Annotated in this window: 10 protein-coding genes; 5 read left to right on the forward strand and 5 right to left on the reverse strand. The window is 67.5% G+C overall.

Annotation, left to right across the window (positions count from 1 at the left end):
- Positions 1 to 172 precede the first annotated feature (172 nt).
- Together BST42_RS20835 and BST42_RS20840 are read right to left on the reverse strand one after the other, a co-directional pair.
- On the reverse strand, positions 173 to 1228 hold the full coding sequence (locus BST42_RS20835; protein WP_083121224.1) for a class I SAM-dependent methyltransferase: 1056 nt from the start codon (positions 1226 to 1228) through the stop codon (positions 173 to 175).
- Positions 1229 to 1260: 32 nt separating this feature from the next.
- Positions 1261 to 2511 (reverse strand): chloride channel protein, encoded by a 1251-nt coding sequence (locus BST42_RS20840; protein WP_083121225.1) that lies wholly within the window; start codon positions 2509 to 2511, stop codon positions 1261 to 1263.
- A gap of 40 nt (positions 2512 to 2551) precedes the next feature.
- Here BST42_RS20840 and mshB point away from each other — a divergent pair, with 40 nt between their 5' ends.
- Together mshB and BST42_RS20850 are read left to right on the forward strand one after the other, a co-directional pair.
- Complete coding sequence (gene mshB / locus BST42_RS20845) at positions 2552 to 3418, forward strand: N-acetyl-1-D-myo-inositol-2-amino-2-deoxy-alpha-D-glucopyranoside deacetylase (protein WP_083121309.1); 867 nt, start codon at positions 2552 to 2554, stop codon at positions 3416 to 3418.
- Positions 3419 to 3512: 94 nt separating this feature from the next.
- Entirely contained in the window at positions 3513 to 3857 is a 345-nt protein-coding gene (locus BST42_RS20850) for a hypothetical protein (RefSeq protein ID WP_237159538.1), read from the forward strand.
- On the opposite strand, the gene BST42_RS20855 is transcribed toward BST42_RS20850, so the two are convergent.
- The gene (locus BST42_RS20855) at positions 3854 to 4801 is read right to left on the reverse strand and encodes a hypothetical protein (RefSeq protein WP_083121227.1); all 948 of its coding nucleotides are present in this window, start codon (positions 4799 to 4801) and stop codon (positions 3854 to 3856) included. The two genes, BST42_RS20850 and BST42_RS20855, sit on opposite strands and share 4 nt — an antisense overlap.
- Before the next feature lie 248 nt (positions 4802 to 5049).
- On the opposite strand from BST42_RS20855, the gene BST42_RS20860 reads away from it, so the two are divergent.
- Positions 5050 to 7599 carry a bifunctional FO biosynthesis protein CofGH gene (locus BST42_RS20860; RefSeq protein ID WP_276009479.1) on the forward strand — a complete coding sequence of 850 codons (2550 nt, stop codon included), beginning with the start codon at positions 5050 to 5052 and terminating at the stop codon, positions 7597 to 7599.
- Positions 7600 to 7602: 3 nt separating this feature from the next.
- Here BST42_RS20860 and BST42_RS20865 read toward each other — a convergent pair whose 3' ends face one another.
- Positions 7603 to 8397, reverse strand: coding sequence for an alpha/beta hydrolase (locus BST42_RS20865; RefSeq protein ID WP_083121310.1), 795 nt, complete (start codon positions 8395 to 8397; stop codon positions 7603 to 7605).
- A gap of 54 nt (positions 8398 to 8451) precedes the next feature.
- A complete protein-coding gene (locus tag BST42_RS20870; RefSeq protein WP_083121229.1) occupies positions 8452 to 9105 on the reverse strand; it encodes a TetR/AcrR family transcriptional regulator in 654 nt (217 codons plus the stop codon).
- 94 nt (positions 9106 to 9199) lie between these two features.
- Here BST42_RS20870 and BST42_RS20875 point away from each other — a divergent pair, with 94 nt between their 5' ends.
- Together BST42_RS20875 and BST42_RS20880 are read left to right on the forward strand one after the other, a co-directional pair.
- Entirely contained in the window at positions 9200 to 12412 is a 3213-nt protein-coding gene (locus BST42_RS20875) for an ATP-binding protein (RefSeq protein WP_207569546.1), read from the forward strand.
- Between the two features lie 84 nt (positions 12413 to 12496).
- A complete protein-coding gene (locus BST42_RS20880; protein WP_083121230.1) occupies positions 12497 to 13363 on the forward strand; it encodes an alpha/beta fold hydrolase in 867 nt (288 codons plus the stop codon).
- The last annotated feature ends 1 nt before the right edge of the window (position 13364 follow it).

The raw sequence follows: 13364 nt of genomic DNA on the forward strand, positions 1-13364 counted from the left end.
AGAATAGGCTGATAAGGGTAAAGACGCCGCCTGAGAATTTTTTTTAGCGAAAATTCCTGATGACCTGGGTGGGGGCCAGAAAATCGTTGCGGGCCAACCCAATTAGCACGGCCGGTACCTTAAGAGCGCCTGAGGAAATTTGCGTACGCACAGACTGGCTAATTTTGGTGCGTCATACCGGCAGCGCGCCCGGTTTTTCGTACACCAGCCACCGCATCTCGATGGGGCGTTGATCGCGGGGAACGTCGAACACGTCCTGTCCGCTGACCCACTCGGCGTACCAGCTCGTCGGCGGCCACGTGCCTGCAGGCAGATGGTCCTTCTCGTAGTCGTAGACCGACACGTCCGACACCAGTGCCAGCGACGACCCGGCCAGCGCCGCCGCCATCTGGGGTTGGGTGAAGATCGTGGTGTAGCACTGTTGGCCCAGTTGGAGCGCCCCGTCGTCGGGGGTGTAATCGCGGTGCGCGACGAATGCGTTGAACACCAGACGACCGCCCGGGGCCAGGCAGCGCGAGGCCAACTCGAAGATCCCGCGCAACTGATCCGTCGACCGGAAGTCCGACACCACCTCCGACAGCAAAATCAGGCGGTAGTCGCGACGCAGATCCTCCAGCGTCGCGAAGATGTCGCGCTGCAACACGCGGACGGCCAGTGACTCGCTCTGCGCGGCGGCGCGGATGCTCTCGGCGAACGACGCCGTCATCTCCACCACGTCGACCTCATGGCTGCGCCTCGCCAGCGCCAATGCGTTGCGGCCGGTTCCGGCACCCAGGTCCAGGATCGGACACGAGCGGGGATCGCCCGCTTCGCTCGCCAGTGCCCACACCCGGGCGTCGGGCTCGGATCCGAACAACGGCGGTTCGCGGGTGGCGATCCAGTTCTCGTACGCGCCCTCGACCGTCCACCAACGGCTTTTGACGTGATAGTTCAGCACCGTTCCCACCGGGGCCTCATACGAGATGACGATCTCCGAGCGCGGTGACGCGCCGAACGCCTCGGTCAGCTGCTCGTCCAGGATCGCGCGGAGTTCGTCGATCTGCTCGGCGCTGAATTCGCTGCCCAGCGCCGCGAACAGGGTGGCGCACATCGTCACGTACGCCTCGAGCAAGCCGGGTACGGCGGGCAGGCTGATCTCGCCCGTGGCGACCGAACGCCGCAGCAGCCGGCGCGTCATCGCGCTCCGAAGCGTTGGATCAGCGGTCGGGGACAGCGGCACGTTCTCCACCTGAGTCCTTCTACCCGATCCGGCGGCACTTGTCAGTGATCGGTTTGCTCGTTCACCTGAATTTCGCGGCGCCGCTCGAGCAGACGGTCGAGCACACTGGCGGCGCCCGCGGCGGCGGCGAAGACGATCAGCAGCCACCACGGGGGATGGGCCAGCTCCCACACGAACAACGCGGCCCAGGTGGGAGCGCCCTGAGTGACGGCCAGTACGCCCGCGGCACAGGCCAGGGACACCGCCGGGATGCTGACCGTCACCGGTGTCCAGGTATTGATCGCCAGCGCCACCAGCGAGCCGGTCGCCGCGCCGGTGGCCAGTGCCGGAGTCAGCATGCCGCCGACCGCACCCGCGCGCAGGAACAGCGCGGTCACCAAAGGTTTGAGCAGGAGTAGGGCACCGGCCGAGGCCAGTGTCAGCCCGGAGCCGACGCTCACGGTCAGCACGCTCCTGCCGTTGCCCGGCAGTTCGGGCCACCAGTGCGACAGCACACCGACGAGCAGGCCGGCGGCGGCGATGGCGGGGATCAGCAACCACGAGTCGCCGACCCGGTGAGCCTTGGCGTACTGCATCAGCCGGTTGAACCCCCGACCGACCGCGAGCGCCAGCGGGGCGATCAGTACGGCGAATCCGGTCAGCAGGTAGGACAGCTCGGGATTGGGCCAGTGCAACGGCACCTCCAGATGGGTGACCGGCGCGGCCACCGCCACCGCGATGCTGGAGGTGATCATCGCCGTCCCGACGGTGCGCAGGCTCCAGCTGCGCAGCACGATCTGGATGGCGAACAGGGCACCGCCCATCGGCACGCTGTACACCGCCGCCAAGCCTGCACCGGCCGCGCAGCCGAGCAGGACCCTGCGATCGCCCGCGGTCAGTGCCCACCTCGAGGTGCCCAGATCGCCGAGTACGGCGGCGAACTGGCGCGGCGCGCCCTCCCTGCCGAGCGACGCGCCGGCGCCCACCAACAGCACCTGCAGGCAGGCGTCGAGCGACAACGCGAGCCGAGGCAAGGGTCGGGGAGACGCGATGGCGTCCGACAATGACGGCACCCGGGTGCGTCGCCGCAGCAGCCACCAGCCGAGGCCGGCGAGCGCACCGCCGATCGTCGGGCCGACCGCTCGGCGCACCGGGCTCGAGCCCGTCACCCCGTCGAGCAGGGTCCCGAAGCTGTAGTGGAACGTGAGGTGCTCGACTGCGTGCAGCAGCAGGGTGGTCGCGGCGCCGGCGAGCCCGGCCAGCAGCCCGATCGCGACGACCGCACAGCCGAACTCCAGGGGGCGCCGGGTCACGCGCCGAATCTATGCCACCTGCGGCGGTAGGGTGGCCGACGTGGCTGAGCAGGAGACCCCGCGGTTGTTGTTCGTGCACGCCCATCCCGACGACGAGACGATGAACAACGCGGTCACCATTGCGCGCTACGTGCAACGCGGCGCCGAGGTCACCGTCGTCACCTGCACCCTCGGTGAAGAGGGCGAGATCATCGACGACCGCTGGCTGCGCCTCGCCGTCGACGAAGCGGATCAGTTGGGTGGCTACCGAATCGGCGAACTGACGACGGCCCTTGCGGCGCTGGGCCTGTCCGGTCCGCGCTTCCTCGGCGGCGCGGGCAGGTGGCGCGACTCGGGCATGCCCGGCACGCCGGCGCGCAAGCACACCAAGTTCGTCGACGCCGACGTCGACGAAGCCGTCGGTCTGCTGGCCGACGTCATCGACGAACTGCGCCCGCACGTCGTCGCCACCTACGACCCGGGCGGCGGCTACGGCCATCCCGACCATGTGCAGACCCACAAGATCACCACCGCCGCGGTCGCGGCCGCGACGTGGACTGTGCCGAAGTTCTACTGGGGTGTCATCTGCGCCAGCGCTTTTCGCGACGGCGTCAACGCGCTGCGGCCAGACGACGTGCTGGCCGACTGGATCATGCCGCCCGCGGATGTCGAGTTCGGTTTCCCCGACGACAAGATCACCACGATCGTCGAGGCGCCCGAGCATGTCGAAGCCAAGGTCGACGCGATCGCCGCGCACGCCACGCAGATGCTGGTCGGTCCGACCAGGCGCGCGTTCACGCTGTCCAACAAGCTCGTGCTGCCCGTATTGGCCGCCGAACACTACGTGCTCGTCGAGGGCACAGCGGGCCCGACCAACGAGCGCGGTTGGGAGACCGACCTTCTCGGCGGACTCGGCTTCGGCCAGTAGGTTGAACCGACCTCGATCGCGACCGGCAGGACCGGCCCGCACCACACCTTCCGTCGCCGACGATCCGGGCACGACCGATCCGGCCGTCCGCACGGTGGTGCTCGCCCTGCTGGCCGTCGACGGTGTCCTTTCGGCTGTCGGCGGCGCACTGTTCCTGCCGCTCTATCTGGGCGGCGTGCCGCTGCCGATCAGCGCGCTGGTCAGCGGTCTGGTGAACCTGGCCCTGGTGTGGGCGGCCGGGTACTGGACGGACTCCGACCGGCTTGCCGCGCTGCCGCTGATGACGTGGCTGGTCACTGTCGCCGCGCTGACCCTGGGCGGGCCAGGTGGCGACATCGTGTTCGGCGGCCCTGGAGTGATGGCCTACTCGGTGCTGATCTTCCTGGCGCTGGGCGCTACGCCGCCCGCGGTGTTCCTGTGGCGGCGCACCCGCAATTAGCTGCTGCCCTTCGCGGCTTTGCTTCGCGCCGAACCGCCCGTCGACTTCTTGGCGCCGGAATTGGTGCCCGACTTGGTCGAGCCACCCTTGGCCGAGCCCGCGCTGATGCCGGCCTTGGCGGACTTGTTGGTGGTGGCGGCCTTCGGGGCGGGGGTGTCCTGCGATGCGGTGGTGTCGGTGACCGCTTGGGCGGTGACCGTGGTGTCGTCGGCTGGGTCGGCCTTCTGGGATGCCGCCTGCGGACGGGCGGAATGGGCGAGGCCGGACTTGGCGGTCGTCGTTTCGGTCTTCTGCTCGACGGCGGCGCCTGCGCTCGCGGCCGCGGCGGGCGTCTTCAGCGCGGCGAACGGCAGCGGCGGCAACGGCGGGAGGGGGAACGGGAACCACTGCAGGCTCCAGAAGTACGCGACCTCCTGGGTGCCGACCACGCCGAGGCTGTTCAGGGTGGTCTGGGCGATCGCGGTCAGCCCGTTGCGCCAGACGGTCGGGTTCCAGAAGTCGTTGACCACCGGGTCCAGGAAGTCGTAGACGAAGCTGTTGGCCACCGGGACGGTGAAGTTGGGGTACCAGATGTAGATCTGGTCGCTGATCAGATAACCGAACGGGATCCATCCGAGTAAATACGGGCCCAGGTCCAGGGCGAAATAATTGCCCCAGTAGAGGACCCACTGATAGGCCGCATCGATGGCGTCCGAGACGTTGTTGTTCGCCTGCGCAGTCTTGGCTGCTGCGGGCTGGCCGGGGGACGGGGCGACGTGGGGCGCGCCGATGGTGGCTGCGGCGGTATTGACCTGGTTGACCAGCGGCTCGACCGCGGCTGACAGGCGGACGGAGTCCAGCGACATCGCGGTCGGCGCCGAGGGCTGCACGGGAGTCAGGGCCACGGCGCCGACGACTGCCGCGGCTATCCCAGCGGTCAGATATGAACGGACGGACACGGTCATGGCGAACCCCCTGCTTCAGGCACAGCTAATACTGACAATTTACGTTGCGTGCGCGTAAGTGTTACAGATTTCGCGGCCGTGTCCCGGTCACTGAGCGGGGCCGACGGGCACGGCCGCGCGGCCAGGCGCGAGGACTACTGTGTGCAGCATGTCGGTCGCCGGAGTTTCAGATTGTGGGACGTGCGGATGATTTCTCTGCTGTCGACGGTTACCGGGGAGTGGCCCTGAACTCGCAGCCAAGTAGCCCGTTGCCCACACCGGTGGTTCCGCAGCGGACTGATGCTCCGTCGCCCGCTGCGCTGAGGCGCGTCCTGCGTCGCGCCCGGGACGGTGTCGCCCTCAACGTCGACGAGGCGGCGATCGCCATGACCGCCCGCGGCGACGACCTTGCCGACTTGTGTGCCAGCGCGGCCCGGGTTCGGGACGCCGGCCTGGACTCCGCAGGCCGCCGCGGCCCCAGCGGGCGCCTGCCGGTCACCTATTCGCGCAAGGTGTTCATCCCGGTCACCCATCTGTGCCGCGACACCTGTCACTACTGCACGTTCGTGACGGTGCCGGGCAAGCTGCGTGCCGAGGGCAAGGGCATGTTCATGGAGCCCGACGAGATCCTCGACGTGGCACGTCGAGGCGCGGAATTGGGTTGCAAAGAAGCCCTTTTCACCCTCGGTGACCGTCCTGAAGCGCGTTGGGACGAGGCCAAGCAGTGGCTGGACGAGCGCGGCTACGACTCCACCCTGGACTACGTGCGTGCCATGGCGATCCGAGTGCTCGAAGAGACCGGCCTGCTGCCGCACCTGAACCCCGGGGTGATGAGCTGGACCGAGCTGTCGCGCCTCAAGCCGGTCGCGCCGTCGATGGGCATGATGCTCGAGACCACGTCGCGGCGGCTGTTCGAGACCAAGGGCCTGGCGCATTACGGCAGCCCGGACAAAGATCCCGCGGTGCGGCTGCGCACGCTCGATGATGCCGGCAGGCTTTCAGTTCCCTTCACCACGGGTCTGCTCGTCGGCATCGGTGAGACGCTGACCGAGCGCGCCGAGACGATGCACGCAATCCGGCGCTCGCACAAGGCGTTTGGGCACGTTCAGGAAGTGATCGTGCAGAACTTCCGGGCCAAGGACCACACCGCGATGGCGTCGGTACCCGACGCGGGCATCGATGACTTCCTGGCCACCATCGCCGTCAGCCGCCTGGTGCTCGGCCCGAAGATGCGCATTCAGGCGCCGCCGAACCTGGTGTCGCGGGAGGAATGCCTGGCGCTGGTCGGGGCCGGTGTCGACGACTGGGGTGGGGTGTCGCCGCTGACGCCGGACCACGTCAACCCGGAGCGGCCGTGGCCCGCCCTGGACGAGCTGGCCGATGTGACCGCCGCGGCGGGTTACGAACTGGTGGAACGCCTTACCGCGCAGCCGTCGTACGTGCAGGCGGGTGCGGCGTGGATCGATCCCCGGGTGCGTGGACATGTGGATGCGCTGGCCGATCCGGACACCGGATGGGCGCTGGACACCAAGCCGGTGGGCAGGCCCTGGCAGGAACCCGACGAGGCGTCGGAGTCTTTGGGCCGCACCGATCTTCATTCGGCCATCGACACCGAGGGCCGGCTGACCGAGACCCGCAGCGATCTCGGCAGCGCGTTCGGTGACTGGGAATCCATCCGGGAGAAGGTCTCCGAGTTGGCGGCCCGCGCTCCCGAGCGCATCGACACCGATGTGCTGGCTGCCCTGCGGTCGGCCGAGCGCAACCCGGGCGGCTGCAGCGACGACGAATACCTGGCCCTGGCCACCGCCGACGGCCCGGCGATGGATGCGGTTGCCGCCCTAGCTGATTCGCTGCGCCGCGAGGCGGTCGGTGATGACGTGACGTTCGTGGTGAATCGGAACATCAACTTCACCAACATCTGCTACACCGGCTGCCGGTTCTGCGCGTTCGCCCAGCGCAAGGGCGACGCCGACGCGTACTCGCTGTCCACCTCCGAGGTCGCCGACCGTGCCTGGGAAGCGCACGTCGCCGGAGCCACCGAGGTCTGCATGCAGGGCGGGATCGACCCCGAACTTCCGGTCACCGGCTACGCCGATCTGGTGCGGGCGGTCAAGGCGCGGGTGCCGTCGATGCACGTGCATGCGTTCTCGCCGATGGAGATCGCCAACGGGGTGACCCGCAGCGGCCTATCGGTGCGGGAATGGCTGACCTCGCTGCGGGAGGCCGGGCTCGGTTCCATTCCCGGTACCGCTGCGGAGATCCTCGACGACGAGGTGCGCTGGGTGTTGACCAAAGGCAAGCTGCCCACCTCGGAGTGGATCGACGTGATCACCACCGCGCACGAGGTGGGCCTGCGGTCGAGTTCGACGATGATGTACGGGCACGTCGACACCCCCAAGCACTGGGTGGGACACCTCAACGTGCTGCGGGGAATCCAGGACCGCACCGGTGGGTTCACCGAGTTCGTGCCGCTGCCGTTCGTACACCAGTCGTCGCCGCTGTACCTCGCAGGCGGCGCTCGTCCCGGCCCGACGCACCGGGACAACCGGGCCGTGCACGCCCTGGCGCGAATCATGCTGCACGGCAGGATTTCTCACATCCAGACGTCGTGGGTGAAGCTGGGGGTCGAGCGCACGCAGGTGATGCTGCAGGGCGGCGCAAATGACCTGGGCGGCACCCTGATGGAGGAGACCATCTCGCGGATGGCCGGCTCGGAGAACGGCTCGGCGAAGTCCGCGGAGGAGTTGATGGCCATCGCCGCCGGTATCGGCCGCCCGGCTCGTCAGCGCACCACCACCTACACCGACCTGGCGGCCTGAGGCTCACGCCTCCAGGTTCTGCGCTTTCAGCCAGGTGAGCGCGACGTCGGCGACTTCCGGCCAGTCTCGGTCGATGGTGAGCGAATGTCCCTTGCCGGTGAATTCGTGGAATTCGGTGACCGCCGACGATTTCGCGTACCGCTTGTAGGCGCCTCGTGCGGTGACCAGGGGCACGGTGTGGTCCTCGGTTCCCCCGGTGATCAGTAGCGGCCCGCGTGCGGTGTTCGCGGTGTCCGCGGTGGCGGCCGACTTCGGCACAAAGTTGGCCGTCCCCACTTCAAAGAGTGGCTTGCACGGCGACGGGATCGCCCATTGTTCCCACAGCGCATCGGATTCCGTCTCGTTCAGCGCATTGCCGAAACCGTAGCGCCATTGTCCGCGAGTCAGCCCTTTGGCGCGGCCATGGTTGAGTGGGTTACCCAGCACCGGGAACGCCGAGCGCAACTGCGTCAGCGGCAGTGCCCGGATGCCTTTGATCGGAGCGGGATCGATGGCGACCGCGGCGGCCAGCTTGTTCTGGCCGAGTAGCAGCTGGGCGATCAGGCCACCGAACGAGTGCCCGACCGCGATGGGCGGGGTATCGAACTGCTCGACGATCGCCCCGAAGTGATCGGTGATCTGACGCAAACCGAAACCGGCTTGCGCGTTCGGGTTTTCGCGGGTGGCGGCTACTGTCTCCGCTTCACCGGGCCAGCGCGGCGCGATCGCGTGGTAGCCCTCGGCGGCGAAGCGGTCGATCCAGGGCTGCCACGAAGTGTGGAATACCCAGAGGCCGTGGATGAAGACGACATCAGTCATGGCCACACGGTATGGGGGCGCTCTTGACTACAAGTGGATCATCACTGAAGAGCGTTAGTTGGCGGCGATGGCGGTCATCGACTGGCCGAACTGCGCACTCAGAAATCTCCGCGCGCGGTCCTCGGGCCAGCCCAGCACCGTGACGGTGAAGTGGTAGCCGCTCTGCGGGCCGTAGTGGTAGAGGGTGATGTCGGCGAAGTCCTCGTCGGTGAACGAGTCGGGGAAGTCACCCAGAGTGCGTACCTTGCGGGCGATTTCGTAGAGCGCGCCGCGATGGCGTGCCGTCGCCTGCCCCAATGACTCGGCCGCCGACTCGTCATGGACCGCGGTCGCGAGAACCAGTTGGACGATGTCGTCGTAGCGGCGCCAGAACTCCAGATACGAGTCGGCGAGTGCGGCGTACAGCTCGGCCAGCGACTCGCATTGTTCGACCTGGTCCAGGGTGCCCTGCACCAGATCCGACGTGGTCCAGCTGTCCATCAATGTGCGCAGCAGACCTTGCTTGCCGCCGCACTGTTGGTACACCGTCCCCGCGGACACCCGGCTGGCCGCGGCGATGTCGTTGATGGTCGTGGCGAAATATCCGCGCTCGGCGAAGAGGGTCCGCGCGGCGGCCACCACTGCTTCACGCGTTTGTTCGGCGTACTCGTCTCGGCGCGAGCGGCGACGTTCCGATGAGTGTTCGTTGGTGCCGGGCGGTGAAGTCATGAGAGACCGAATCCTACAACGGAGGGATGCTGAACCCAGTGAAGCGACTGTGGATCTATTGTAGCTTTGCTGTATTGACTGTAGTGTCACTGCAGTGAGATGGACTGCGGACGCTACCGCGTCGGGGGTGGGCGATCCGCAGCTGCGTGTGCAGATCCTCGGGCCACTGCGGGTGTGGCGGGGCGAGATCGAACTGGACGCCGGACCCCGCCAACAACTCTGTTTGCTCGCGGTGCTGCTGGCCCGGGCAGGTCAGCCGGTGAGCACCGGTGCGTTGATCGACTTGATCTGGGGCGAACACGCGCCGGACAGCGCCCTCAATGTCATTCATAAGTACGTGGGAGCGCTGCGCCGGGTCTTTGAACCTTCGTTGCCGCCGCGGAGTTCGGGAACCCATCTGTTCCGGCGGGGCAGCGGGTACATGTTCACCCCCGGAGCGGCAACTCTCGACCTGGCCGAGTTCGGCCAGGGCGTCGACGCCGCACGGCGCGCGCTGGGAGACAAGCAACCCGAGGTCGCCCTTGGGCATTACGACGGGGCGCTTGCGCTGTGGCAAGGCGCAGCCGGCGACGGCCTGGACTACGCGTCGTCGGCGGCGACGGTATTCGCCGAACTCAACAATCGATTCTTCGACGCGTGCGTTGCCGCAGCGGAATTGGCGCTGTCACTGTCCGCGCCGCAGCGCATCACCGCGCCCTTGCGGCTGGCCGCGGCGATGGCTCCGTTGAACGAGCCGGTCCACGCTGCGCTGGTCTCGGTACTGGCTGCGGAAGGGCAACAAGCGGAGGCGCTCAACCTGTTTCGCGTCACACGCCGCAGACTTGCCGATGAGCTCGGTATCGAGCCGGGGCAGGCCCTGCATCGCGCGCATCAGCGTGTGCTGCGCCAACAACCGGTGGCTGTCGACACCGCGGTTGCCGAGCCCATGCCGGCGCCGACGAGCGGGGTGGTGCGGTCGGCGGGGTTCGTCGGACGTCTACGGGAGGCCGCGGTCGTCGCCGGGGTGGTGAACGGTGCGATCGCGGGCGGCGCGGGACTGATGATCGTGGAAGGCGAGCCGGGGATCGGCAAAACCCGCTTGCTGGAAGAGGTTTGTGCCGCCGCGGAGCGGCACGCGGTGATCGCATGGGCCGACAGTCCGCCGTCGGCGGGCACCCCGGCGATGTGGCCGTGGGTACAGGCGCTCGGCGCGGTGCTGACAGCACTCCCCGACGATGCTCAGCGGCGCTGGCGCGCCGGGCAGATCGGCCACCTTCTGGATTCGGCCTCTGACGCGTTGCCGCCCCTGTTACCCGACAGCGGGGCGCGGTTCCGACTGTTCGAACGGGTCACCGCGCTGATCGGGGAAGCGGCCGCTGCACGGCCCGTCGTGCTGGTCGTCGACGACCTGCACTGGGCCGATCTGCCCTCACTGGAACTGTTCGCGCACTTGGCATCCAGACTGCCCGACGGCCTGGCACTCGTCGGTGCGCTGCGAGACAAAGCGCCCGCGCCGCATAACGACCTCACCCGGATGCTCGCGACCGTCAGCCGCGCATCCGGTGTGCGCCGAATCCGGCTCGAACCCCTGACCCAGTCCGATGTCGCCGATCTGATTCAGATCGAAACCGGGCGACACCACAACGACCAAGTGGTGAGCAGCATCCACCAGCGGACCGTGGGGAACCCGTTCTTCGTGCGGGAACTGTCCCGGCTGTTGGCACACCGTGAGACGGCTGGAATTCCCGTCGGCGCGGGGGTACCCGCCACCGTGCGCGACATCGTCCTGGATCGCATCACCCAGGTCGACGACGAGGACCAGCGTCTGCTGTTCACCGCTGCCTTGATCGGCCGCGACGTCGACCTGCGGGTGCTCGCCCACGCGTCGGGACTCGATGTTGAGGCCTGCCTCGATTTCCTCGAGCCGCTGGACGGGCTCGGCATTCTTGCCGCGACGATGGATCCGTTCCGGTTCCGGTTCGTCCACGACCTGGTACGCGAAGCGGTTGTGGAGCTGGTTCCTGCACACCGAACCGGCCCACTGCATGCCCGCATTTCCGATGCGCTGCAAGCATTTTCGCCGGAGGGCGACGAAATCCAGGAGCGCCTCGCCCACCACCTCTGGGCTGCCGGCCCGTGCGTGCGGCCGGATCGGACAGCCGCCGCGCTGATGCAGGCCGCCCGGCGCGCGGTGAGCAAGTGCGCATTCGAAGCGGCCGAGCAGAACCTTCGCGTCGCCATCGAACTGTCCAGGCAAGCTGCCGAGCCGGAACTGGAACTCGCTGCCCTGACCCAACTCACGGCGATGGTGGGCATGCAGTCGATGTACGGTGCGCGCGGACTGCGGGACATGTTGGAGCGCGCCGAACGACTGGCAGTCTCGCTCGGGCGGGAGCGCGATGCTGCCGGATTCCTCTATTCCCGGTGGGCGGCCCATGCGCAGGCCATCGAGCTCGACGTCGCGCGCCCCCTGGCGCAGCGGTTGCTCGAACAAGGATGCGCATCCGCAGATCCCGTGGTGCGCTCGTACGGTCTCCAGGCGTGGGGCATCCAGCAATGGAACGCCGGCCACATCGGGGAAGCATTTCGTTATCTCGTGCGCTGCAGGCAGTCGCTACTCGATGAGCTGCGCAACGACGATGACCCGGTATGCCGGGATCTGCAGTGGCTGATGACCGGAATGCTCGCCGAGACCACTGCACTGCATGGCGATATCGCCGCGGCGAAGGAGTTGTTCGACGTTCTCGAGTCCGCCGCGGGCGCCGAGCCCTACTTGATCACGGTGTGGGCGGCAATGGCGTGCCGGGCCGCCGCACTCGCCGGTGACCCGGACTGGGCGCTGCGGGTAGTGGCGCGCGGCCTCGAGGTGGATCCGGGTTTCGAGTTCGTCTTTCTCGGTACGTATCAGAGATTGGCCGGCTGCTGGGCGGCGGCAATGACCGGTGACCGGCCCGTCGATGTGGCCGCACGTGACGCCGAAGCGCTGATCGCGGCAAACCTGTTGAACCCGCCTCGTTCTTGTGTCGCGACGTGGTGTGCCCTGGTAGCCGAGATGTGGCTCGAGGCAGGCGAACCCGACTGCGCCGCGACCGCGCTCGAGCGAGCCGAGCGCTATCTGCGCGACCACGGCCAGCGGTACTCTGAGGGTCTTTTGCTCCTCATGCGCGCGCGGCTGGCACACGCCCGCGGTGCTCCGTCGGCTCAGGTTCGCCTCGCGGCGCAACACGCCAGGTCGGTGTCGATGGACCGTGAGGCACATCTGTTCGCCAAGCGCGCCGAGGCGTTTCTTGCCGAACTCGACTCCGCCGCCATGCAACAGGCGGTCTGAGCGCCTTGCGGTCCATTGCCAGTCCATTCGGTGTCAAGAAGGACCACCTAACTTGGCAGGCATTCCCGACTACAGGAGCCTGCCATGAGTCTTGTCCGCCATCACACCGTCACGATCGACGGGATCGACGTCTTCTATCGCGAGGCCGGCGACCCGTCCAACCCGACGATCCTTCTGCTGCACGGGTTTCCGTCCAGCTCGCACATGTTTCGCAATCTCATTGCCTCGCTTGCCGATTCCTACCACCTGGTGGCGCCTGACCATGTCGGCTTCGGCCAGTCGGCGATGCCGACGATTCACGAATTCGAGTACAGTTTCGACAATTTGACCGCTGTCACCGAGAAGCTGATCGCACACCTCGGGCTGGACCGGTTCGCCGTCTACATCCACGACTACGGCGCACCGATCGGGCTGCGGATCGCCAGCGCGGCCCCGGAGCGGATCACCGCGATCATCACCCAGAGCGGAAACGCCTACCTGGAAGGGTTCACTCCGTTCTGGGACATCCTGTTCGCCCACGCCAAGGACCGCGCCGCCAACGAGCGCGGCGTCCGCGAATACTTCACCGCGAGCAAGACGTACTGGCAGTACACCCACGGCGTACCCGAGGATCGGTTGGACCGCATCGCTCCCGAGGCGTGGCAGCTCGATCAGGCCGGGCTGGACCGCAAGGGCAACGACGAGGTCCAGTTGCAGCTGTTCTGGGACTACCAGTTCAACCTCGACGGCTATCCGGGATTCCAGGAGTACTTCCGCACCCATCAGCCGCCGCTGCTGGTCACCTGGGGCCGCAACGACGAAATCTTCGGCGCCGCAGGGGCGGAGGCTTTCCGGCGTGACCTGCCCGACGGGGAGTTCCATCTGCTCGACGCCGGCCACTTCGCGCTCGAGACCCACGGTGAGGAGATCAGTGGCTACATCCGGGAGTTCCTGGGCAAGGTGAGCCGGTAGG

The organism is Mycolicibacterium rhodesiae (assembly GCF_002086695.1).
Lineage (GTDB): Bacteria > Actinomycetota > Actinomycetes > Mycobacteriales > Mycobacteriaceae > Mycobacterium > Mycobacterium rhodesiae.